Source organism: Rhizobium sp. M1 (assembly GCF_002531805.1).
GTDB lineage: Bacteria > Pseudomonadota > Alphaproteobacteria > Rhizobiales > Rhizobiaceae > Rhizobium > Rhizobium etli_C.
In genome coordinates this window covers 1-24,252 of sequence record NZ_NWSW01000010.1, presented here as the reverse complement: position 1 = coordinate 24,252, position 24,252 = coordinate 1, and the positions used below count along the sequence as shown (strand labels likewise).

17 protein-coding genes and 1 tRNA gene are annotated in these 24,252 nt (G+C 62.7%); 12 read left to right on the top strand and 6 right to left on the bottom strand.

Annotation, left to right across the window (positions count from 1 at the left end):
* Positions 1-65: 65 nt before the first annotated feature.
* Positions 66-2,597, top strand: a complete 2,532-nt coding sequence (locus CO655_RS11095) for a HAMP domain-containing methyl-accepting chemotaxis protein (RefSeq protein ID WP_097664695.1) — start codon at positions 66-68, stop codon at positions 2,595-2,597.
* 204 nt (positions 2,598-2,801) lie between these two features.
* Positions 2,802-4,649, top strand: a complete 1,848-nt coding sequence (locus CO655_RS11090; RefSeq protein ID WP_097605609.1) for a methyl-accepting chemotaxis protein — start codon at positions 2,802-2,804, stop codon at positions 4,647-4,649.
* Here CO655_RS11090 and CO655_RS11085 read toward each other — a convergent pair.
* Complete coding sequence (locus CO655_RS11085; RefSeq protein WP_097664795.1) at positions 4,622-4,876, bottom strand: hypothetical protein; 255 nt, start codon at positions 4,874-4,876, stop codon at positions 4,622-4,624. The two genes, CO655_RS11090 and CO655_RS11085, sit on opposite strands and share 28 nt — an antisense overlap.
* 91 nt (positions 4,877-4,967) lie before the next feature.
* Between CO655_RS11085 and CO655_RS11080 the strand changes: the two genes are divergently transcribed.
* Positions 4,968-5,837 carry a LysR family transcriptional regulator gene (locus tag CO655_RS11080; protein WP_097664693.1) on the top strand — a complete coding sequence of 290 codons (870 nt, stop codon included), beginning with the start codon at positions 4,968-4,970 and terminating at the stop codon, positions 5,835-5,837.
* Between the two features lie 86 nt (positions 5,838-5,923).
* Here CO655_RS11080 and CO655_RS11075 read toward each other — a convergent pair whose 3' ends face one another.
* On the bottom strand, positions 5,924-6,160 hold the full coding sequence (locus CO655_RS11075) for a hypothetical protein (protein ID WP_039617955.1): 237 nt from the start codon (positions 6,158-6,160) through the stop codon (positions 5,924-5,926).
* A gap of 21 nt (positions 6,161-6,181) precedes the next feature.
* Entirely contained in the window at positions 6,182-7,471 is a 1,290-nt protein-coding gene (gene aceA / locus CO655_RS11070; protein WP_097664691.1) for an isocitrate lyase, read from the bottom strand.
* A 191-nt stretch (positions 7,472-7,662) separates the two neighbouring features.
* Here aceA and CO655_RS11065 point away from each other — a divergent pair, with 191 nt between their 5' ends.
* From CO655_RS11065 to CO655_RS11045, 5 genes are all read left to right on the top strand, one after another.
* Positions 7,663-9,072, top strand: coding sequence for an XRE family transcriptional regulator (locus CO655_RS11065; RefSeq protein WP_097664690.1), 1,410 nt, complete (start codon positions 7,663-7,665; stop codon positions 9,070-9,072).
* A gap of 124 nt (positions 9,073-9,196) precedes the next feature.
* The gene (locus CO655_RS11060; RefSeq protein ID WP_097605605.1) at positions 9,197-10,294 is read left to right on the top strand and encodes a polyamine ABC transporter substrate-binding protein; all 1,098 of its coding nucleotides are present in this window, start codon (positions 9,197-9,199) and stop codon (positions 10,292-10,294) included.
* Between the two features lie 76 nt (positions 10,295-10,370).
* Positions 10,371-11,516, top strand: a complete 1,146-nt coding sequence (locus CO655_RS11055; RefSeq protein WP_097605738.1) for an ABC transporter ATP-binding protein — start codon at positions 10,371-10,373, stop codon at positions 11,514-11,516.
* Between the two features lie 4 nt (positions 11,517-11,520).
* On the top strand, positions 11,521-12,432 hold the full coding sequence (locus CO655_RS11050) for an ABC transporter permease subunit (RefSeq protein ID WP_097664689.1): 912 nt from the start codon (positions 11,521-11,523) through the stop codon (positions 12,430-12,432).
* A 2-nt stretch (positions 12,433-12,434) separates the two neighbouring features.
* Positions 12,435-13,253, top strand: coding sequence for an ABC transporter permease subunit (locus tag CO655_RS11045; protein ID WP_097664688.1), 819 nt, complete (start codon positions 12,435-12,437; stop codon positions 13,251-13,253).
* Between the two features lies 1 nt (position 13,254).
* Here the strand turns inward: CO655_RS11045 and CO655_RS11040 are convergent, their stop codons facing one another.
* The gene (locus CO655_RS11040) at positions 13,255-15,147 is read right to left on the bottom strand and encodes an AsmA-like C-terminal region-containing protein (RefSeq protein ID WP_097605602.1); all 1,893 of its coding nucleotides are present in this window, start codon (positions 15,145-15,147) and stop codon (positions 13,255-13,257) included.
* A gap of 233 nt (positions 15,148-15,380) precedes the next feature.
* Between CO655_RS11040 and CO655_RS11035 the strand changes: the two genes are divergently transcribed.
* The gene (locus CO655_RS11035) at positions 15,381-17,333 is read left to right on the top strand and encodes an acetoacetate--CoA ligase (protein WP_097664687.1); all 1,953 of its coding nucleotides are present in this window, start codon (positions 15,381-15,383) and stop codon (positions 17,331-17,333) included.
* Positions 17,334-17,662: 329 nt separating this feature from the next.
* Here CO655_RS11035 and CO655_RS11030 read toward each other — a convergent pair whose 3' ends face one another.
* Complete coding sequence (locus tag CO655_RS11030; RefSeq protein ID WP_097664686.1) at positions 17,663-21,457, bottom strand: ATP-binding protein; 3,795 nt, start codon at positions 21,455-21,457, stop codon at positions 17,663-17,665.
* A gap of 211 nt (positions 21,458-21,668) precedes the next feature.
* On the opposite strand from CO655_RS11030, the gene CO655_RS11025 reads away from it, so the two are divergent.
* Both CO655_RS11025 and CO655_RS11020 read left to right on the top strand, forming a co-directional pair.
* Positions 21,669-22,118: a phasin gene (locus tag CO655_RS11025; RefSeq protein WP_097664794.1), complete on the top strand. Its 450-nt coding sequence runs from the start codon at positions 21,669-21,671 to the stop codon at positions 22,116-22,118.
* A 130-nt stretch (positions 22,119-22,248) separates the two neighbouring features.
* Positions 22,249-22,325, top strand: a tRNA-His gene (locus CO655_RS11020).
* Between the two features lie 200 nt (positions 22,326-22,525).
* On the opposite strand, the gene CO655_RS11015 is transcribed toward CO655_RS11020, so the two are convergent.
* On the bottom strand, positions 22,526-23,434 hold the full coding sequence (locus CO655_RS11015; protein ID WP_097664685.1) for a nucleotidyltransferase and HEPN domain-containing protein: 909 nt from the start codon (positions 23,432-23,434) through the stop codon (positions 22,526-22,528).
* Between the two features lie 349 nt (positions 23,435-23,783).
* On the opposite strand from CO655_RS11015, the gene CO655_RS11010 reads away from it, so the two are divergent.
* On the top strand, positions 23,784-24,252 hold a 469-nt coding region (locus tag CO655_RS11010; RefSeq protein WP_176539236.1), incomplete at its 3' end, for a MobA/MobL family protein.

The following is a 24,252-nucleotide window of genomic DNA, read 5'->3' as shown; positions in this document are numbered from 1 at the left end:
GCACTCGGCTGGCGCGCCTGATGGCTGCCCGCGGGAGGAGTAGTGTATGAAAGGCCCGGAACGCCATGTTGATTGACAAGATTCTTTCCCGCTTCAGGATCAAGACGAAAGTCCTGATCTTCGTTCTGCCCTTCGTTGTGACCATTTCGGCGGTGGGCCTGACGGGCCTTTATGCTTCCGGACTTCTGCAGGGCCGCATGGAAATCTCCAACAGCGTGCTGCAGTCGCTGAGCGGGTTCAAGGATCTCTACGGTTCGATGGACGACTTCCTGCGCATCACCAGTCAGCCGGCGCGCGACAAGCTGCTCACCGATCTGAAGACCCAGCAGGGTGTGCTCGACCAGACGCTGAACCAGGTGGGCGAACAGGCTGCCGGCCGCGACAGCCTTGCGGAAGCCTCGAGCCGCACCAAGGACATTTCAGGCGTCGTCGACAAGCTCTGGGCGCTGCATGAGCAGGAAGTCGCGCTGCACGAGCAGATCGACGCGGCGCAGAAGAGCCTGATCAGCACCCGCTTCACCGTCTCCTACCAGGCCGAGGAATTGCAGACCGCGCTGCAGCGCGACGAGAGTGCCGCCACCGTCACCCTTCGCACCGCCGACCGCCTGCTGAAGGGCGGCGATTTCCTCGGCACCGTCGCCAGCGGCTTCAGCAAGCCGCCGACGCCGCAGGAGAAGATCGCCTTCATCAACGAACAGATGCCGGAGATCATCAAGGCCCAGCGCCTGATCGCCATTTCGGTTCCGACCAATCAGAAAAACGTCATCGACGCCCTGGCGGCGACCATCGACAGCATCAAGGCGATCGCCCAGATGCCCGCGCCGACCGACGAGAACGTCGCCGAACTCGGCCGTCTCGTGTCCCGCTTCCGCCAGACCTCGACCTATACGCAGCTGACCGCGACGCAGAAAATGCGCGAGGCGACCCAGCGCTTTGCCGAGCTCGAAGGCCGCATCGCCCAGACCAACTCCGTCCTGCAGGATACGCGGCGCCTGGAAAATTCCGTCTATGCGCTGCAGATCGTGCTGTCAGACTTCCTCTCCAATTCGAGCAAGGACAACCTCGTGCGCCTGCAGCAGCAGGCCGGCACGCTCGGCAAGGACATGCAGGTACTGACCACCAGCGCCAAGGGCATGGGCTTTGCCGAAGGCATCTCCGGCGCGATCCAGCCGGCGCTGGACGCCATTTCCGGCGGCGGCTCGAAGATCGTCGATACGATCGGTGAGCGCGTCACGGCCTATGCCGCCGCCCGCCAGGAACTCGACCAGATCTGGACGAAGCTGACCGATTTCGCCGAGCTGCAGAAACAAACGGCCGGCACCGAGCGCACCCAGGCAAACAGCATCTCGGTGCTCACCACCGGTCTCGGCATCCTGCTGTCGATCCTCGGCGGTATCGCCCTGGTGCTGACGCTGCAGCGCCCGATCAGCCAGATCACGGCCGCCATGCGCCGTATCGCCGAAGGGTCGCTGGAAACCAGCATTTCAGGCGAGCAGCGCTACGACGAAATCGGCGACATGGCCCGCGCCCTCGGCATCTTCAAGGAGAATGCCATCTCGAAGATCCGCATCGAGGAGCAGAGCGACGAGGAACGCGCCGCCGCCGAACACGAGCGCCAGCGCAACGACGCCGAAAAGCGCGAGATGGACCGGCAGATCGAATTTGCCGTCAACGCGCTTGCCGCCGGCCTCGAACGCATGTCGCAGGGCGATATCTCGACGACGATCGAAACGCCCTTCATCGGCCGCCTCGAACAGCTGCGTCAGGATTTCAACGGTTCGATGCTGCGCCTGCAGGCGACGATGAGCCAGATCCGCGACAATGTCGAACTGATCCAGGGCAACGGCAACCAGATGGCCCAGTCGGCCGAGGATCTCTCCAAGCGCACCGAACAACAGGCGGCTTCGCTCGAAGAGACGGCGGCTGCCGTCGATCAGATCACCGTCACGGTGCGCTCGTCGGCCGAACGCGCCAAGGATGCCGACCAGATCGTCCGTCAGGCCAAGCGCAGCGCCGACGATTCCGCCGTCGTCGTCAGCAATGCGATCGACGCCATGGGCCGCATCGAGGATGCCGCGCGCCAGATCGAGCAGATCATCGGCGTTATCGACGAGATCGCCTTCCAGACCAACTTGCTGGCGCTCAACGCCGGCATCGAGGCGGCGCGCGCCGGCGAGGCCGGCAAGGGGTTCGCCGTCGTCGCCATGGAAGTCCGCGAACTCGCCCAGCGCTCCGCCGCCGCGGCGCAGGAGATCAAGGGACTGATCAACAAGTCGACCAACGAGGTCAGCTCCGGCTCGCAATTCGTGCAGGAGACCGGCACGGTGCTCGCCAAGATCAGCGCCCAGATCGTCACGATCAGCCAGCATGTCGAGATGATCGCCCGCGCCAGCCACGACCAGTCCAACGCGCTGCAGAGCGTCAACTCGACCGTCAACCAGATGGACCAGATGACGCAGAAGAACGCCGCCATGGTCGAGGAGACGACCGCCGCCAGCCGCGAACTGGCCGACGAGGCCGATGCGCTGCGCCGCCTCATCCAGCAGTTCAAGATTGACGGCGGGGTGGGTGAAGCGCGGGTCTACCGCGCCGCCTGATCAGCGCTTGATTTCCATTGTTTCGACGGCCCCGGTTTTCCGGGGCCGTTTGCGTATTGGTAAGGCGCTATCGGCCGCCTTGGCAGGCCGATCGGAATGTCCGAAAACGGGGCGGTTGATTATCCCGGCCAATTCAGATTTACGGAAAATTTTCCTTAACGCTTTTCCTCTAATTTAGCTCTTGTTGTGCCGCCGGGGGTTCTGATGCTGCGCCTTTTCTCTACATCCATCGTCCGCCAGATCGTTGCGATCACGCTGTTTCTGCTGGCGATCAGCACGGCGGCCATTGTCGGCGTGACCTATTACAATCTGAGTGGCCATGTGATGGATGGCGCCGTCTCCGACGCGAGGGACGCCGCCCGCGCCATGGCCGTCCTCTACGGCGCGGCCGATCAGGCCGCCAAGGTCGAGGTCAAGGACAACCAGCTCACCGCCGTCACCGAAGAGGCCATTCCGGCCCTTGCCGATCATTCGCTGGTCGACCGCACCGCCCAGTCGATCGCCGGCGTTGCGACGATCTTCCAGAAGCAGGGCGGCGACTACGTCCGCATATCCACCAACGTCAAGAAGGAAAACGGCGACCGCGCCGTCGGCACCAAGCTTGTGGCCGAACATCCGGCCCAACCGGTTCTCGCCCGGGGCGAAGCCTATTTCGGCCCGGCCGAACTGTTCGGCCGCAAGTTCATGACCGGTTATTTCCCGATCAAGAACGCATCGAACGCCAATGTCGGCATTCTCTTCATCGGCATTCCGATGGAATTCTATTATCAGCGCATGAATGAGCTGCTGATCCTGGTCCTCGGCATCGGCGCCGTCGTCATGCTGCTCGTCGGCGTTCTCGCCTTCTATGCGATCCGCCAGTCGGTGAAGCCTTTGCAGGCGCTGACCGCCAGCGTTCACTCGATCTCCTCGGGCGATCTCGACGAGGCAATCCCATGTCTTGAGAAGAAAAACGAGTTCGGCGAGATCGGCCGCGCCCTCTCGCTCTTCCGCGACAGCGCCCGCGCCCGCCGCGACCTGGAAACCGAGGCGGCCGAACAGCGCGCCTTGAGCGATGCCGAACGCGCCAGGAACGATGCCGACAAGCGCTCGCTCGACGGCCAGATCGATTTTGCCGTCAACCAGCTTGCGGCCGGCCTCGGCCGCCTGTCCCAGGGCGACGTCTCGCAGACGATCGGCACACCTTTCGTCGGCCGGCTGGAGCAGCTGCGCGTCGATTTCAACGCCTCGCTTCTGCGGCTGCAGGATACGCTCTCCGGCATCCGCGACAGCGCCTCGACGATCCAGCGCAACAGCGGCGCCGTCTCGGCTTCCGCCGACGAACTTTCGAAACGCACCGAAGCGCAGGCGGCAAACCTCGAGGAGACCGCCGCCGCGGTCGAAGAGATCACCGTCACGGTTCGCTCTTCCGCCGAGCGCGCCCGTGAAGCCAACAGCGTCGTCGCCGCCACCAAGAAGACCGCCGACAATTCCGGCGCCGTCGTCGGCGATGCCGTCGCTGCCATGGAACGCATCGAAGAGGCCTCGCAGCGGATCGAGCAGATCATCGAGGTGATTGACGATATCGCCTTCCAGACCAATCTTCTGGCGCTCAATGCCGGCATCGAGGCGGCGCGGGCCGGCGAGGCGGGCAAGGGTTTTGCCGTCGTCGCCCAGGAGGTGCGCGAGCTCGCCCAGCGTTCGGCCGATGCTGCGCGCGAGATCAAGTCGCTGATCGAGACGTCGAGCCGCGAAGTGACGGCCGGCTCCGAACTCGTCCAGAAGACCGGCAGCGTCCTTGCCTCGATCAGCCACGAGATCATCGCGATCAGCGGTCATGTCGAGACCATCGCCACCGCCAGCCGCGATCAGTCGGCGGCGCTGCAGGAGGTCAACGGTTCCGTCAACGCCATGGACCAGATGACCCAGAAGAACGCCTCGATGGTTGCCGAGACGACGCAGGCCAGCCGTCTGCTTGCCGGCGAAGCCGATACGCTGATGGCGCTCATCGAGCGTTTCCGCATCGGCGCAGAACCGGTAGCCGCTCACCTCGGCGCAAGGAAAGTCGCCTGAGGAGCACGGCCGTGACGGCCGCAGGATTGCGCCGCAACGCCGCGGCGTTTTCCGTTCGCTGCGACCCGCTTTAACATGAGGTCGAGCGAGGTCAGCCAGGCGGCGAAGCGGATGATGCTGCTGTCTCCGTACTCGGCATAGAACCGCTCTTCATCCGCTTTGGAACCGCTTGGCTGGGAGAAATGCCGGTATCCGTGGACGCCGGCGATGGTGGTCATGTCGATCATGGTGATGTCCTTTCTCATGTTTAGACATCACTTCATTTAGGCGTCAAAATTCGCTTCATAAACAGGGAAAATCCCACTATGTTTTTCATCGATGAAAAACGCGAATTGGGATTCCTATCAACTTTTCCTGCAGGTCGCCCGGCTCGGCGGCCTGACGGGAGCGAGCGCTGCCAGCGGACTCAGCCCCGCCACGGTCGGCCGGCGCATGCTCGAGCTCGAGCAGGAGGTCGGCCGCGCCCTGTTTTCGCGCAGCCAGACCGGTTATCGGCTGACGCAGGATGGCCAGGCGCTGCTCGATCATCTTCAGGAGATGGAAGCCGCCGCCCGCAAGGTGGAAGCCTGGCGGCAATCCGGTGAGGGCGGCACCACCGTCAGGATCACCGCCGGCACCTGGGTCGCCTGGCTGCTGACGGAGAATTTCACTGCAATCCGCATGCCGGGCGATGCCTTCGCCATTGCGCTCAGCATCGGCGAGGCGCGGGCAAGCCTTGCCTATCGCGAGAGCGATATCGGCATTCGCGCTTTCGAGCCGGCGGAAGCCAACCTGGCCGCACGCCTGCTCGGGGAGGTGGCCTATGCCGTCTATGCCAGACGCAACGCCGCCGAGACCGACGAGCGCTGGATCGCCGTCGGCGAGGAGGAAGCGATCTCGGCCTATCTGCGCTGGCCGCACGCCCATGCCGCATCCGGGATCGTCGCCACCGTCAACCGGCCGCGTTCGCTGCCGGATCTGGTGCGCGCCGGCGCCGGCAAGACCGTGCTTCCCTGTTTCGTCGGCGATCTTCATCCGGAATTGCAGCGCCAGGGCGGCGAATTGTCGGAACTGCGTCACCGCCAATGGATCGTCATGAATGCCGAGGACCGCCATCGCCCCGAAATCCGCACGGTCGCCGACCGAATGACCAAGCTTATCCGAAGCTATGCCGATCTCTTCGCCGGAAAACGGCCGAGCCGCGGTTGAAGTTTACGATGAAGCGCCCGCGCATCTCCGGGACACGCGGGCGTTCAGATGAAGGGCGGCGACCCGAGGTCGCCAGGCTATGCTTGTCAATGCCGGTTGGTGACGACGACCGGAATGAGCAGGTCGCCCCAGTTGCCGTCGCCGCCGTGATGACGGGCCGAGCGCACCAGCTCGACCGAGACGCCGGCCTCGACGGCTTTCATGACCGACTGGTTCAGCCGGTGCAGGTCATTGGCGAGCATGCGGATCGTCGTCTGCTGATCCTCGCTCATGCTGGACGTCTGCTCTTCGGCCCGTTCCCGGACGCGTGAAATGGATGCCATGGTCTTGTCCTCCTGTTCGCCTTATTCCGCAGCCGGTTTGAACTGCGCATGTTCGGTTGAATCGTGCATGGCGGTGGTCGACGACCGGCCGCCGGTGATGGCGAGCGACACGGCGTCGAAATAGCCCGTGCCGACCTCGCGCTGATGTTTGGTGGCGGTATAGCCGTGGTCCTCTGCGGCGAATTCCGCCTCCTGCAGCTCGGAATAGGCCGACATCTGCCGCTGCCGATAGCCGCGCGCCAGTTCGTACATGCCGTAGTTCAGCTGGTGGAAGCCGGCGAGCGTGATGAACTGGAACTTGTAGCCCATCGCCCCGAGTTCGCGCTGGAACTTGGCAATCGTCGCCTCGTCGAGGTTCTTCTTCCAATTGAACGAAGGCGAGCAATTATAGGCGAGCAGCTTGCCGGGATGGACCTTGTGCACACCCTCGGCAAAGCGGCGCGCCTGCTCGAGATCCGGTTTGGAAGTCTCGCACCAGATCAGATCGCAATGCGGCGCATAGGCGACGGCCCGGGCGATGCACGGCTCGATGCCGTTCTTGACCTGGTAGAAGCCTTCGACGGTTCGCCCGGCATCATAGTCGACGAAGGGCTGGTCGCGCTCGTCGATATCGGAGGTCAGCAGCTTTGCCGCTTCCGCGTCGGTGCGGGCGATTACCAGCGTCGCCACGCCCATGACGTCGGCGGCAAGCCGTGCGGCGTCGAGATTGCGGATGTGGGCGGCCGTCGGGATCAGCACCTTGCCGCCGAGATGGCCGCATTTCTTTTCCGAGGCGAGCTGGTCCTCGAAATGGACGCCGGCAGCGCCTGCTTCGATATAGGCCTTCATGATCTCGAAGGCGTTGAGCGGCCCGCCGAAACCGGCTTCCGCATCGGCGACGATCGGCGCGAACCAGGTCTCGACCGAAAGCCCGTTGCCTTCTGATGTCTCGATCTGATCGGCGCGCTGCAGCGTGCGGTTGATGCGCTTGGCAAGCTCCGGCCCGGCATTGGCGGGATAGAGCGACTGGTCGGGATACATCGCCGATGCCGTATTGGCGTCGGCCGCCACCTGCCAGCCGGAGAGATAGATCGCCTTCAATCCGGCGCGCACCATCTGCATGGCCTGGTTGCCGGAAAGGGCGCCGAGCGCATTGACGAAATCCTCCTGGCGCAGCAGCCGCCACAACCGGTCCGCCCCCATTTCGGCCAGCGTGTGGGTCAGCGCCACCGAGCCTCTGAGCCGCTGCACGTCGGCGGCCGAATAGGGCCTTTCGATGCCGTCGAAACGGCCCGCCGGTGCATTGGGAACGAGTTTGTAAAAATCGGTCATGCTGATCTCCTCACTAAAAACCGATATCAGGGTGTTGATGACAAGATTGACAATATCGCGTGCAATGGCCAGAAAAACCTTTGATTTCCTGGGTAGAAAGAGGTTAAGATGACGAGGATTGACAGAGCGACGCTGTGAATTTGTAAAGTTTTGTAAATGTTAGCGCCGCTTGCCTGTCAAAGGGTGTGACAATGGCGGAACGGAAGATATTCGCAGGCCCGAAATTGCGGCGCATCCGCAATGCGCTGGCGCTGACGCAGACCGCCATGGCCGAGGCGCTCGAAATATCGCCCTCTTACCTGAACCTGATCGAGCGCAACCAGCGGCCGTTGACGGTGCAGCTGCTCTTGAAGCTTGCGGCCGTCTATCGGGTCGATCTGGAGGAGTTGCGCGGCCAGACCGGCGGCAGCCTCGGCCAGCTCAAGGAGGTCTTTGCCGATCCGCTGCTTGCAGGCGAATTGCCCGGCGACCAGGAACTGGTGGAAGTGGCCGAGGCCGCACCCAATGCCGCGGCCGGCATGATCAAGCTCTATCGCGCCTATCGCGAACAGGCCGCCCGGCTGTCGGACCTGACGGCGCTGATGGCGGCCGAAGGGCACGCACCCGTCGCCGCCGGCCGGTTGCCGCTCGACGAGCTGCGCGAGACGCTGGAGCGCAGATCGGCCTATTTCGGACGGATCGAGACGGCGGCGGAAGCCTTTGCCGCGACGCTTCCCGGCGGCGCCGACCTTGCCGCCGGGCTGAAGGACTGGCTGCGCGCCGAGCGCGGCATTGCGGTGCGCGTCCTGCCGGTGCATGTCATGCCGGATCTGCGTCGCCGTTTCGACCGGCATTCGATGCGGCTTTTCATTTCCGAGCGCCTGTCGCCGGCCGACCGTGCGCATGAGATCGCTATCGAGGCGGCCAACCTCGCTTTGCTGTCGGCGATCGATGCCGAGCTCGACGATCTCTCGCTCTCTTCCGCCGAGGCGCGCCGCATTGCCCGCTTCGAGCTGGCCCGCATCGCGGCCCTGGCGCTCGCCATGCCCTATGAGGCCTTCCTGGCGGCGGCGAAGGCGACGCGCTACGATATCGACATTCTGCGCGCCCGCTTCGGCGTCTCCTTCGGGCATGCCGCGACGCGTCTGACCATGCTGCAGCGGCCGGGGGCGGCAGCCATCCCCTTCTTCATGATGGAGATCGATGCCGCCGGCCACCGGCTGCGGCGCGGCGGCGCCCAGGGCTTTCCGCAGGCCCGCTTCGGCGGCGGCTGTCCGAAGCTCAATATCCACGCCGCCTTCCTGCAGCCGGGCCAGATTCTCGCCGAGACGGTGGTCATGCCGGATGGAGCATCCTTCCTGACGGTCGCCCGCACGCTCGAAGGGCCGAGCGTCGAGTTCGGCGAAAGGGTCAGGCGCACGGCGATCCTGATCGGCTGTGATGCCGCCCTTGCAGACGGCCTGGCCTACGGGCAGATGACGGCGGTCGATCCGGTCGCGATCGGCCCGGCCTGTCGCCTCTGCGAGCGGCGCGGCTGCCTTTCCCGCGCCGAGCCGCCGGTGACGAGACCGCTCGGGCTCGACGAGATGGTGGCGGGCCTCAGCGCCTTCGACTTCCAGTGATTGTGAAATCGTCGACAGCGCAGTTTTTGCGCTTGTGGGCTTAGAAATTCCTTCTTAGTCTGCGGGCAAACCAGAGGGAAAAGACGTCCGGGGATGCGGGCGCTTTGAACAAACAGGAGAAGTCATGAGGTCAACCATCGCAAGTGTGACGGCCGCCGCCATCGCCGCGCTCTTTGCCGCCGCTCCGGCCTTTGCCCAGGAGCGCGTGGTCAATGTCTACAACTGGTCGGATTATATCGACGACAGCATCCTGACCGACTTCACCAAGGAAACCGGCATCAAGGTCGTCTACGACACCTTCGATTCGAACGAGACCGTCGAAACCAAGCTGCTTGCCGGCGGCACCGGTTATGACGTCGTCGTTCCCACCGCCGACTTCCTGCAGCGCCAGATCCAGGCCGGCGTCTTCCAGAAGCTCGACAAGTCGAAGCTGCCGAACCTTTCCAACATGTGGGACGTGATCCAGCAGCGCACCGCTGCATACGATCCGGGCAATGAATATGCCGTCGATTACATGTGGGGAACCGACGGCATCGGCTACAACGTCAAAAAGGTCGCTGAAATCCTCGGTCCCGATGCCAAACCCGGCCTCGAAGTGATCTTCGATCCGAAGGTCGCCGAAAAATTCAAGGACTGCGGCATCTACGTGCTCGACACGCCGAAGGACGTCATGACCACGGCGCTGCGCTATCTCGGCCTCGATCCGAACTCCACCAAGGCCGAGGATTTCAAGAAGGTCGAAGAACTGCTGACGGCGGTCCGCCCCTATATCCGCAAGTTCCATTCGTCCGAATATATCAACGCCCTTGCCAACGGCGATATCTGCATCGCCTTCGGCTATTCCGGCGACATGCTGCAGGCGCGCGACCGCGCGGCCGAAGCCAAGAACGGCGTCGAGGTCAACTATTCGATCCCCGCACAGGGCGCCCAGATGTGGTTCGATATGATGGCGATCCCCGCCGATGCCAAGCACGTGGCCGAAGCGCATGAGTTCCTGAACTACATGATGAAGCCCGAGGTCATCGCAAAGGCGAGCGATCACACCTTCTATGCCAACGGCAACAAGGCCTCGCAGCAGTTCGTCAGCAAGGACGTGCTGAACGATCCGGCTGTCTATCCGACCGAAGAGGTGATGAAGAACCTGTTCACCGTCAAGCCGTGGGATCCGAAGACCCAGCGCACGGCGACGCGGATCTGGACGAAGGTCGTCACCGGCCAGTAAGTCAATGCCAGGCCCGGACGGCAACGTCCGGGCCTTTCAATTGGCGGCCGAATACGCATATTTTTCGGGGAATAATATGAAATCCTTAGGCAATATCCGCCGCGCTTTCGCGCCTTGGACCGACCCGTCCGCAAAACCTTTCATTGCCTTCAAGAATGTCACCAAGCGCTTCGGCGATTTCACCGCCGTCAATGATCTGTCGCTGAACATCTATCACCGCGAGTTTTTCGCGCTGCTCGGCGCGTCCGGCTGCGGCAAGTCGACGCTCCTGCGCATGCTCGCCGGCTTCGAGCAGCCGACATCAGGCGAAATCGTTCTCGACGGCACCGATCTCGCCGGCACGCCGCCCTACAGGCGGCCGGTCAATATGATGTTCCAGTCCTACGCGCTTTTCCCGCACATGACCGTCGAGAAGAACATCGCCTTCGGCCTGAAGCAGGACGGCATGCCGAAGGACGAAATGGCCGAGCGCGTCGCGCAGATGCTGAAGCTCGTCAAGCTCGAGCAATTTGCCTCCCGCAAGCCGAACCAGCTCTCCGGCGGCCAGCGTCAGCGCGTGGCGCTCGCCCGTTCGCTCGCCAAGCGCCCGAAAGTGCTGCTGCTCGACGAACCGCTCGGCGCGCTCGACAAGAAGCTGCGCGAGGAAACCCAGTTCGAACTGATGGACCTGCAGCAAAGCCTCGGCCTCACCTTCGTCGTCGTCACCCACGACCAGGAAGAGGCGATGACCATGGCCGACCGTATTGCCGTCATGAGCCACGGCAAGGTCGTGCAGGTGGCGACACCGGCCGAAATCTACGAGGCGCCGAATTCCCGCTTCGTGGCGGATTTCATCGGCGACGTGAACATCTTCGACGGCAAGGTGACGACATCGGGGAGCGGGCCAACCGAGATCGCCGTCGACAGCGGTTTCACCATCCGCATCGCCGCCGCAGGCGCCGCTCCGGCGATCGGCAGCACGGCCGGTTTCGCCATCCGCCCCGAGAAGATCCGCGTCAGCCGCGCGGCCCCCGCGAACGCCTCGGTCAACGCGGCCAAGGGCGAGATCTGGGATATCGGCTATCTCGGCGACATGACCGTCTTCCACATCAAGCTGCCGAGCGGCAAATTCGTCAGAGCCTCTTCCCTCAACGCGCAGCGCTCCGTCGAAGACCCCTTCACCTATGATCAGGACGTCTGGGTCTCCTTCGATGAAGACGGCGGCGTGCTGCTGAAGGATTGAGATCATGGGAACGCTGGCATCACGCTTCTATAACCGCCTCGTCATCGTCATTCCCTATGCCTGGCTGCTGCTCTTCTTTCTGGCGCCGTTCTTCATCGTCTTCCGCATCTCGCTGTCGACGACGGCGATCGCCATACCGCCCTATGAGCCGGTCTTCTCTTTTGACGATGGCTGGAGCGGTTTCTGGAGCAAGGTCGCGACCTTCTCCTTCGACAATTACGGCTATCTCACCGACGATCCTCTCTACTTCAACGCTTATCTGTCGAGTGTCACCATCGCCGGTATCTCTACCCTGCTGATGTTGCTGATCGCCTATCCGATCGCCTATGGCATGGCGCAGGCGCCGCGCACCATCCGCCCGACGCTGCTGATGCTCGTCATCCTGCCATTCTGGACGAGCTTCCTGATCCGTGTCTATGCGTGGATTGCCATCCTGAAGCCGGAAGGATTGCTGAACCAGCTCCTCTTGTCGCTGCATATCATCGACACGCCGCTGATCATTCTCAACACCCCGACGGCCGTCTATATCGGTATCGTCTATTCCTATCTGCCCTTCATGGTGCTGCCGCTCTATTCGGCGCTCGAAAAGATGGACGGCACGCTGATCGAGGCGGCCCAGGATCTCGGCTGCACGCCGATCCGGGCCTTCTGGCGCGTCACGTTCCCGCTGTCGATCCCCGGCGTGGTGGCCGGCTGCATGCTGGTCTTCATCCCCGCCGTCGGCGAGTTCGTCATCCCCGATCTTCTCGGCGGGTCGCAGACGCTGATGATCGGCAAGACGCTCTGGAACGAGTTCAATGCCAATCGCGACTGGCCGGTCTCCTCGGCGGTCGCAACCATCCTGCTCATGATCCTGGTGATCCCGATCGTCTTCTTTCAGAATGCACAGGCCAAGGCCGAAGAGCGGGGGAGATAAGCATGCTGCGATGGACCCGTTTCAACGTCATCTCCGTCGTGCTCGGCTTTGCCTTCCTCTATCTGCCGATCGCGCTGCTGGTGATCTTTTCCTTCAACGAGTCGAAGCTCGTTACCGTCTGGGGCGGCTTCTCGACCAAATGGTACGTCTCGCTGCTGTCGAACCAGGCCCTGCTCGATGCCGCCTGGGTGACGATCCGCGTCGGTCTGCTGTCGGCCACCTTCGCCACCGTGCTCGGCACCATGGCGGCGCTGACGCTGGTGCGTTACACCCGCTTCCGCGGCCGCATGCTTTTCTCGGGCATGGTCTATGCGCCGCTCGTCATGCCGGAGGTCATCACCGGCCTGTCGCTGCTGCTGCTTTTCGTGGCGATCGGCTTCGACCGCGGCTTCTGGACGATCACGCTGGCGCATACGACGCTGACCATGTGCTTCGTCGCCGTCGTCGTGCAGTCACGGCTCCTAAGCTTCGATCAGTCGATCGAGGAAGCGGCGCAGGATCTGGGGGCGCCGCCGGTGCGCACCTTCTTCGAAATTACCCTGCCGATCATCTCGCCGGCCGTGTTTTCGGGGTGGATCCTGGCGTTCACGCTGTCGCTGGATGACCTGGTGATCGCAAGCTTCACCTCGGGCCCGGGCGCAACCACGCTGCCGATGAAGATCTACAGCCAGGTGCGCCTCGGCGTGACGCCGGAGATCAATGCGGTCTGCACCATCCTGATCGGCATCGTCGCGATCGGTGTCGTCTGCGCCTCGATCATCACCAAGCGCCGCGAAATCCAGCGTGATCGGGACGAGCGCGCGGCCGCCGCCGGGGCCTGATTTACTGCGCGTGAGGCGTATTGCCGAACAGCGGAACCGGCGAAATGACAGGGTTTGGCCATGAGCCGCCGATGAAGAACGGCAAAAGCGGCAGCTCGGCCGCCTTGGCCGGATCGGTTGCCTCCAGCGAGCCGGAAAGCGCCAGCCCGTTCGACTGGTAGGTGATGACGCCGGAAAGTGTCAGCGTCTGTGCAGGCCCGGCGATATCGGCGTCGTGGATTTCGGCCGAACCATTGGCGAAATCGGCCCGGAGATCCAGCCGGCTGAAGGCAAAGGCGCCGTTCGCCGCAGCACTCAGCGGAAAGAACGGCTTTTCGGCGGCCTGGCTCCGCAGCGCTGCGGCGTCGATGCCGGGGATCGTGCCCTCCTTGGTCCAGAAGTGCAGCCTGCCGGTGACGTCGGCAAGGCCGGTCGTCCAGATCGCCTTTGGCGACTGCAGGTCGAGATCGAGCGATGCCGTCGCAAGCGGCAGCGGCCCTTTGAGCTGCAGGCGCTCGGCAAGAGCGGCGAAGTCGGCATCGCGGATCGACAGCTGCAGTTTGCCGCCGCCGTCGAAATCACGCTGCGTCGCTTCCAGATGCGCGGTCAGCTCGCCGCCTTCGAAGGCGCTGTCGCCGATATCGAATTTCGCCTCGCCGCCGGTCACGATCATGCTGGCGCCGACATCGGAAAGCTCGAAGAGGCCCATCTGCGCGCGGCGCGCCGAAAGCCTGACGTCGATGTCAAGCAGTTGCAGCGGTTCGCGCATGCCTTTGGAGATTTCCTTTGCCTCGCCGGCGGCGAGCCTCAGCGCAAAGGCATCGAGGAAAGGTTTGAGGTTCATCTGGTCGAATGCAAGCGTGCCGCCGATCTTCGGCCGTCTGCCGGGCACGGTCGAAAGATCCATCACGCCGGTGGCGCTTGCCTCGTTCAGCGACAGGCTGAGATCGTTGAAGCGCAGCCCGCTGCCCGACGACATGATGTCGGATTCCAGCGATGCGCTCTTCAGTGTCCCGATGCCGGGAATCGATTTGCCCGACCATGTGAGAAGCGCCGGCACATCGGGAATGCTGGCGGCGATATTGCCGGAAACGGCCGAAAGGCGGGCGATGCTGGCAATTCCCTGGAAACGCGCCGTCAGCAGGTTCGACGTCAGCGATGTCCGCGTCTCGGCGCTCTTGCCGGCAAAAACGAGCAGCGGCTGGCGCGAGGCGAAATCGACCTTCAGGTCCTCGCCGTTGATGCGGGCGATGACGACGGCCGAGATCGCGCCTGAGAGCCGCGGCCAGGCGATGTCGGCCGTGACGTTGTCGAAATTGTAGGTCTTGGCGCTCCCGATGTCGGTGACGGCAAGCGTGCCGTCCTCGACGGTCACCGCGCCGATCTCGGCATCGAGATCAGGATCGAGCACCTCGGCTCCGTTTTCGTAGCGCACGCCGCTGATCGCACGGGCAAGCAGGCCGGCATAACTCCAGTCGATCAGGCCTTTTTCGTCACGCGTCAGCGCCAGCTTGGGGCGCAGCAGATGGAATTCGTGGAAACTCGTCCGGCCTCTCAGCGCATCGATGAGGCTGAAATCGGCCGACAGGCTTTCGATGCTGCCGAGCAGCTTATCGCCGCTTTCGCGCGGCTGGCGGATCGTGACCTCGTTCAGCGTGATGCGTGGCGTCGGCCAGAATTCGAGAACCGGACTGCCTTCGATCTCGGCCTGATAGCCCGTCCATTTCGACAGCGCGTCCTCGATGCCGGAGCGCACGAAACCGGTCGTGATGAGATAGGGCGCCGCCACCCTCAGCGCCACGAAAAGCCCAAGCGCAATCAGCAGCAGCACGGTCGAAACACGCGCGAAGGCCGGCAGCCAGCGCGAAACGGGTCCGATCTTCCTGCGCCACCTGCGATGTCTTGACGTACCCATGATCTCCGCCGGTCATTCAGCCGGTTAAGCCGTTAAGCGCTGATTTCGCCGGATATAGGAAATATCGGGCAGATGCAAATCCCTCCAGCGCCGCGTGTGCGCGGGTATTTTGAACTGACGCTGAGATCGGTTGCGCTTTCCGTCCTGTTCGCCGGACGTCGGATGCGCTCGGGTTCTGCCCTTTATAATGCAATGCAGCATGATATAAAGGCGAGATTGGGGAGGAGGATTGAATGCAGGACAACAGACCACTTTGGGTGCCATCGGACGAAGCCGTCGCAAAAAGCCCGATCCATGCCTTCATGGCGCGCTGCAATAGAGACTTCGGGCTATCGCTTTCGGGCTTTGAGGACCTGCATGCATGGTCTGTCGCCGAGCGGGAGAAATTCTGGTCGACCGTCTGGGATTTCTGCGGCGTGAAGGGAAAACGCGGCGCGGAAGTGCTGATCGACGGCGACAGCATGCTCGGCGCCCGCTTCTTTCCCGAGGCGACGCTGAACTTCGCCGAAAACCTGCTGCCCGGCCGCGGCGAGGCCGACGCCATCCTCTTCTGCGGCGAGGATAAGGTTGCGGATCGCTGGTCATGGGATCGGCTGCGCGCGCTGGTGTCGAGGCTGCAGCAGGCCTTCAAGGCGCAGGGTATCGGCGAAGGCGATCGCATCGCCGCCATGATGCCGAACATGCCGGAGACTGTCGCCGCCATGCTGGCGGCCGCCTCGATCGGCGCCATCTGGTCGTCCTGCTCCCCCGATTTCGGCGAACAGGGCGTGCTCGACCGTTTCGGCCAGATCGGCCCCAGGCTGTTCATCGCCTGCGATGCCTATTGGTATTCCGGTAAGCTGCAGGATGTCGGCGCCAAGGTCGCAACCGTCGCCAAGAGCTTGGGCGTGCCGACGATCGTCGTCCACTATGCCGGCGATGCCGAGGCGGTGGCGCGCGCAACGCCCGGCGCTTCGACGCTGGAGGCCTTCGTCGCGCCCTATGCGGCCAAAGAGGTGGAGTTCACGCCGCTCGCCTTTTCCCATCCGCTCTACATTCTCTTCTCCTCCGGCACTACCGGGGTGCCGAAATGCATCGTCCATTCGGCCGGCGGCACGCTGTTGCAGCACCTCAAGGAGCAGCGGCTGCATTGCGGCCTCGAGGCCGGCGAGAAGCTGTTCTACTTCACCACCTGCGGCTGGATGATGTGGAACTGGCTGGTCAGCGGCCTTGCCAGCGGCGCCACGCTCTGCCTGTTCGACGGTTCGCCCTTTGCGCCCGACGGCAACGTGCTGTTCGACTATGCCGCGGCCGAGAACTTTGCGATCTTCGGCACCTCGGCCAAATATATCGATGCGGTGCGCAAGAGCGGGCTGACGCCGCGCAAAAGCCACGATCTCTCCAGCCTGCGGCTGATGACCTCGACCGGTTCGCCGCTGTCGCCCGAGGGTTTTACCTTCGTCTATGAGGGCATCAAGCAAGATGTGCAGCTCGCCTCGATCTCCGGCGGCACCGATATCGTCTCCTGTTTCGTGCTCGGCAATCCGCTGCAGCCGGTCTGGCGCGGCGAGATCCAGGGGGCCGGCCTCGGCCTTGCCGTCGACGTCTGGAACGATGACGGCAGACCGGTGCGCGGCGAGAAGGGCGAACTCGTCTGCACCAAGGCCTTTCCCTCGATGCCGGTCATGTTCTGGAACGATCCCGACGGCGCCAAATATCGCGCCGCTTATTTCGAGCGCTTCGACAATGTCTGGTGCCACGGCGATTTTGCCGAATGGACGGAGCATGGCGGCCTGATCATCCATGGCCGTTCGGATGCGACGCTCAACCCCGGCGGCGTGCGCATCGGCACGGCGGAGATCTACAATCAGGTGGAGCAGATGGCGGAGGTGGCCGAGGCGCTGTGCATCGGCCAGGAGTGGGAGGACGACGTGCGCGTCATCCTGTTCGTTCGCCTGGCAGCGGGCGTGACGCTGACCGAGGATCTCGTCAAGGCGATCAAGACACGGATACGCACCGGCGCTTCGCCGCGGCATGTGCCGGCCAAGGTCATCGCGGTCGCCGATATTCCCCGCACCAAGTCCGGCAAGATCGTCGAGCTTGCGGTGCGCGAGGTCGTGCATGGCCGGCCGGTGAAAAACCAGGAAGCGCTCGCCAATCCCGAGGCGCTGCGGCTCTTTGCGGGCTTGAGCGAACTGAAGGACTGATAAGGAATCGTAAACCACAAGCTTTCACCATTCAGCAATCCCCTGTCATGGAAACCTTTCGTTAAGAAAGGTTAGGCAAAGGTTTGGAGTAACTTGGGGGACGCACATGAACGAGGCGGCCTGAAGCCCTACAGCGCCGCGTGTCTCAGACGCGCAAAGGACGCTGTAGCACTTTAAGTTGCTGCATGATCCCTAAATCGATTCCGATTTAGGGATCATGCAGGCGGGCTTACGAAACATGACGTTGATCGACTGAGCTCTTGTTGAACAGCACCAAATTTAAAGGCAGCCTCTGGCTGCCTTTTTTTCGCTGCGCCAGAGATTAAGGATCAGCCGGCCAGCACGCGCTGCGACGGGAAGGTGATCTCGACGAGCGTGCCTTCGTTCGGCGCCGAATTGATCGAGAATGTCGCCCGGTTGGCATCGACCATCGCCTTGGTCAGCGGCAGGCCAAGCCCGGTGCCGTCGCCGCGATGGCGCGACTGGGTCGAGGAGACCTGCCGGAACGGCTTCATCGCATGGTCGAGCTCGGCGCGCGTCATGCCGATGCCGGTATCGCGGACCCTCAAGACGACGCTGCCATTCGCCTCGTAGGAGGTGGAGACGACGATCTGCCCGCCCGACGGGGTGAAGCGGATGGCGTTCGACAGGATGTTGAGCGCAATCTGCTTGATCGAGCGCAGATCGGCCACGACATCGGGCACCGCATGCGACAGCGCCGTGCGGATGATGACGCGCTGGCCATTCGCCTGCGGCTGGACCAGCGCCACCGCCTCCGAGACCGCCTCGTTGAGGCCGACGGCGGCAAAATCGAGATCCATCTCGCCCGCCTCGATCTTCGAAATGTCGAGCAGGTCGTTGACGATGTCGAGGACGTGCCGGCCGGAGCGGCCGATATCGTTGGCATATTCGATATAACGGGGATGGCCGATCGGACCGAAACGCTCGCCGGCCATCATATCGGAAAAGCCGATAATGGCGTTGAGCGGTGTGCGGATTTCGTGGCTGACGCGGGCGAGGAAGTCGGTCTTGTGGGCATTGGCGGTTTCGGCCGCCCCCTTGGCATTGCGCAACTCGTCCTCGGTGCGCTTCCATTGGGTGATATCGCGGATGACGGCGCAATAGCCATTCGAGGAGGTGAGCCGGCCCATCGTCATGAACAGCGGCACGAAGCCGCCCGCGGCCTCGCGTCCGATCACCTCGCGCCCGTCGTTCAAGACGCTGGCGACGCCATGGCCGGAGAGGCCGTTCAGATAGTCGAGAACGGCTTTCTGGCTCTCATGGGCAAACAGCATGACGAAGGGTTTGCCGCGGGTCTCCTGTTCGTCATAATTGAAAAGCGCGCTGGCCGACCGGTTCATCGAGCGGATGTCGCCCTCCGTGCCGATGACGACGACGCCGTCGGTCGCCGTTTCCAGGATCGAGCGCAATTCCTCCACTTCGACCTGAAGCTTGGCCACCTTCTCGACCATCCGCTCGGGGCGGGCTTCGGACCGGCCGGCGTCAGCGCGGGCCTCTTCCTTACCTGCCACCGGCATCAGCGCCAGCATCAGCGCGTTGGCATCTTCCCAGCGCACCGATTGCAGTCGCGCGGTGACCGGCGTCAGCGTGTCGTCGGCCTTGACCAGCATCATGGTGCCGGAGCCCGTGGCATTCTCCTCGAGTTCGCGGCGCTGCAGCAGCGCTTCGATGCCGCCCACCTCGCGCAGCGCATCGAGGGAGGCATAGCCCGTCAGCCGCATGAATTCGGGATTGGCATGCATCAGCGCGTCGCCGACATGGATGAGCACGGCGACAGGCAGCTGGTCGACCGTTCCGGCCGACAGCCCGTCGGTCATCTTGACCCGTGGCGGGATGAAGCTTGTGAGAACCTCGATCTGGCTCACCGTCTCCTCGAGCCCTTCCGTCGCCTCGTCCTCTTCTATGGCGGCGGGCTCTTCAGCCTCCTCTCGCAGCGCCTCCGCCGCGTTCTCGAAGATCGCTTCCTGCGGCGCCGGCTCCTCGGCCGAAGCGAAGTCGGCCGTATCGGCGAGCGGCGTTTCGTCCTTGAAAGTTTCCGGTTCCAAGCTCTCTTCGAAAGCCGCCGTTTCCGTGGCGCTGGCGTCCCTCGGCGCCGGAGCGGCAGGCTCTTCGTTACGGGCGCCGAAGGCTTCCAGGCGCTTGGCGATTTCGCGGAAATTCGCCTGTTCGGCGGCCGTCAGTGCGGCGCCCGTGCTGTGAAGCTGAACGACCTTGTCGGTGAAACGGCGATTGGGTGTTTCGACGATGCGAAGCGCCGGCGGTTCGTCTGCAGCATTTTCCCGGGCGGGTGTCTCGAAGCTTGTCTCTACATTGGTCACCGCTTCCGGGACCGTCTCTTCGGCTTGCGGCGCGGCTGCTGTCGGCGTCTCAATCCCGTTCTCGTCCGCCATGGGCGGTTCCGCTACGGCCTCCTCGGACGCGACTTGCATGTCAGGCGCCGGTTCGGCGAAAGGCTCGGCGATCGGGCCGAGGCTTGCCGCATCATGGCCGACGCCATCCGGGCCGAGCGTCAGGCCAAGCGCCAGCGGATCCTCCTGCGCGTCGGAGAGCCTGACGACGCCGAAGCCGCGGAAACCGTCGAAGTCGCGGTTGCGGGTATAGGTCGGCAGTGCCGCGAGATCGACCGGAACGACGAGGCTGGTGCCTTCGACCGGCCAGAGGATCGTCTTGCCCGACCATGTGTCGCGGCGCGCGAGCGCCTCGGACAGCTTGCCGTCCGGATCAAGGTTGAAAAGAGCGGCAATATCGCTGAAGGCGGAGCCGATGATGGCGGATGCATGCGGACCGACGGCCTCGGCAAATTCGTGGCTGACCTCGTTGAACCGGCCTTCCGCATCGATCTTCCAGACGAAGCGCGTGGCGCGGCTGTTCGGCCGGAAGACGAAGCCGGATTCCCGCGCAAGCGCCGGGGCAGGGGGCGTGTCGGAAATCAAGGGCGCCGCAGTGGCCGGCGCTTCATTGGCCATGGCCGGCGTCTCTTCCGCGGGCGTCTGGCTGGCTTCGGCCGGTTCTGCCGTCCCGTTCGTTTCAGCGGTCTCACCAGCGGAATGGGACGCGTCGTCGTCGACGAGCGCGGCAGGCGCGTCGGCTTCATCCACACCGCTGTCGATTACGCCGTCGCCGTTTTCCGGCGCCGCGTCTTCACCCCGGTGCATCTCCGCAATCGTTTCGTCGGCGGATGCGGCGGCCGCCTCTGCCGGCTGTTCGCTTTCGACGGCGATCTCTTCGAGGGTCTCCTCGACCTCTTCGATATCAGACACCGCGTCGACGATCTCGGTGAAGCCGGTTGCTGCGACCGGCTCTTCCGGGGGAAGTTCGGCCGGCGCGCTTGCTTCCCTCGCGGGCGCGTCAGCCACCTGCGACGGTGCATCGACTGCGTCGAGCACGGATGCATCGACTGGGTCGAGCACGGGCGCATCGACCGGGTCGAGATGACCGATCGGGGTCTCCACGGCAAACAGCAGATTGAGCGGCGGTTCGTCGCTGAGTTTGCCGACAGCAGCCGGCAGGTAACCCCGGCCGGTGGCAACCGGGCGCTTGACCAATCGGTCGGGATGCGCGCCGGCAAGATTGATCAGGGTCTTGGCGGTTTCGCCGGAGATGGCAAGCGAGGCAAAGCCCGGCGAGGCGGCGATGACCTCGCCATTGGCGCCGATGACGGCCATATGCGTGTCGGGATCGTCGAGCCCCTGCAGCATCTGGGCGGCCGAGGCGTCCGATGCAAGCGGCCTTGCCGAAACCGGCACCGAAAACAAAATGGCCTTTTCGCCCTGGGAAAGCCGGATCAGTTCGGCCGCCGCCTGCACCTGCGCGCGCTGGAAGCCTTTGGCGACGCGGATCATCAGGCTTCTGAAGTCGCCGATATCGGCGAGCTGGCGCGCCGCCGTCTCCAGCTGGCGAAAGGTGATGTCGGTACGGTCGACACCTTGATCGAGCAGGTCATAGACTGCCGAATGACCGAAAAGCTCGGCCCCGGCGCCGTTCGCCCAGAGCAGCCGGGCAAGATCGGCCGAAAACAGCACCATCGCTTCGCCGCGTGAAAAGCGTTCCCGCACCCGCGCATGCACGGCGATATCGATGAACGGATATTGGACTGCGGGCATGATCGAACCTTGTCGCTGTCGGCCTTCTAAATTAACGGCTTATTAATAACTGCAGGTCGCATGCCGGTCCAGAACAGCGGGGTAGTTTCGGCCCACAGGGTTAACGACTTGTGCGCTGCACAATAATTGTTGCAATGCACAATGAAATGCCCTATATAGACGTCATTCGATGATCACAGGCAGCGACTGCCTCAACCCAAAGGAATGCGACATGGCTACCATAAAGACCGATGACGTTTTTTCAATCGCTTCTTTCGACCCCTCCAAGCTCGCGGAATCCTTCCGCGAATTCGCTGAAAAGGGCGCACTGCAGTCGAAAGACGCCTATGCCAAGCTGAAGACCGCCGGCGAAGAAGCCGGCAAGACGCTTGAAGCCACCGTCCAGACGGCCCAGGCCGGCACCGTCGAGATCGGCCTGAAGGCAATCGACGTCCTGCGCGTCAATGCCGAGAGCTCGCTCTCGCACATGGAAGCCCTGCTCGGCGTCAAGTCCCCCGCCGAATTTTTCGAGCTGCAGACCTCGTTCCTGCGCAAGCAGGCCGAGCTCGCCGTCGACCAGGCGAAGTCGATGCAGGAAACCACCAAGCAGGTGGCCGAAAAGCTCGCAAAGCCTTCCAAGGAAGCCGCCGAAAAGGCCATGGCCTCCTTCAAGGTTGCCTGATCGGTCTTTACCGATTGCAAACAAAAGGCTGGACCCCGCGTCCAGCCTTTTTGTATATTGACGAGGAATGGGGCTTGAATTCATCGCCAAGTCCCCGTATGTGACCCCCATCGCGCCCGGCGCGGTTTATGCGGTTGTAGCTCAGTTGGTTAGAGCGCAGGTTTGTGGCACCTGAGGTCGGAGGTTCGAGACCCCCCAACCGTACCATTCTTCTCTACGTTGACTCTCCATAAACAGATCAGTTTAGCCGAGGTGATCTTGACCTTCGGCCCTCAAGAGGCGGCCTTTGACTTCTCACGCCCGGGAGAGCCGACGGAAAACGGTTGATCACAATTCCCTGAATAGTCCGCTGCAGTGTCTCAGATCGGTCCCTTAAGACGACAATGGGATTCTATCGTCCGATATCGTTACCTGTTGTTCCCATCGAGCCTCTCTAGCTGCTCCAAGCATACGGTTTTCACCAGGCCAAGCAGCAGGACGGCTTGCTCTGCAAGCCAGCTAAGAGCCTCCTCGCTGATCTCAAAATGCTTAGAATACCGCGCCTTAACATAGGCCTCGTTTAGCGTATTGAACCACGCCCGCTCTCGATGTTGGTCGCGAGGAAAGGCCTCTGCCAGACGCCGGTCCTGTTCCTCTGCAAGAGAGCGAAGGAATTTGATGTTGTGGGAAGGTGGGCCGTAATTGGTAAGCGTTAGCAGGACGCAAGAATAGGCCTGCTCTATCGATTGGTGGAGCTCGAAGGCTGCGTTTTCAATATAGTGCCGATCAATCGCTAACATTGCCATCTGCAGAAAGCGCGTCGCTGCCCGAAACCTCTGCTCGAAATGATCGTCCGCAACCTTAAAAAGATCTGCCGGAGAGAGAGACTTGGGTTCCGCTAGTGGCTCATCATCGAGTTCGTATAGGACGATGCCTTCTTTGCGGACGTCCGAGAAGAAGTATTGCCCCTCCTTCAGATAGGTGTTCACCTCACGCCTGGAGTGGACGATGAAGCTCACCGGCGTTTCGATCGACTTGTCGTGGATTAATCGGTCGGCGGCCTTGTGCCAGTACTCGGCGAAGTCGCAGAGCTTGCGGTTGTTGACAATGATCAGGAGATCGAAATCCGAGCGATAACCCTTCATCGTGAACGGCTCATCCACCCAGCCGCCCTTGGCGTAGGAGCCGAACAGGATGATCTTCAGGATGCGTCCGCGCTTCTTGAATTCCGCCGTGCCGTCCTTCAGCGCGTCTTCGAACTCCTCGTGCAGGATTTCCAGAACCCGGCTAAGTTCTCGCTGTTTGCGAAGCGGCATATTATCGAGCGACGACTTCATGAGCAATCCGATAGGCGAAAGATCCTATACCGTCCACCGGGATTTTTAACACCGCCCGATTTTAAGACCCTTATATCGCATCCGGTTGGTTGCCACCCCGCGCTAGAGATTGATGAAAAGCTTCAAGCTTGAGCACCAGCCTCATCCGATCCGGTGGCTTGGAACACCGTCCAATACTGGATGTGGGACAAAATTCCATTATACTGACTTGTATAAAATAGTATAATGGCCTATTTGTCGAAATTGATGAGATTCGGCACGAAAACGATTGGGCAACGCGAGAGGGCGTCTGTCGTTCGATCCGACACTTTCTAAGTGCGGTACTGCCGGTTGCTGTACGAGGACAATCATGGCGATCATGTTCGTCAGAGCGCAGGTGATCAGCAGGGGAGCCGGGCGCAACATCGTCGCAGCCGCCGCCTATCGCCATCGCACGAGGATGATGGACGAGCAGGCCGGCACGTCGTTCAGCTACAGGGACGGAGCTTCCGAACTCGTTCATGAAGAACTGGCTCTTCCGGACCAGGCGCCGGCCTGGCTGAGGGCGGCGAACGAAGGGCGTTCCGTCGCTCGTGCCTCCGAAGCGCTGTGGAATGCCGTTGAGACTTTCGAGAAACGGGCGGATGCGCGGCTGGCGCGCGAACTGATCATCGCGCTGCCGGAAGAGCTGTCGCGAGCCGAGAACGTCGCGCTGGTGCGCGACTTTGTCCGCGACAATCTGACTGCGAAAGGAATGATTGCCGACTGGGTTTATCACGACAAGGACGGCAACCCGCACATACACCTGATGACGACGCTGCGGCCGCTGACCGAGGAGG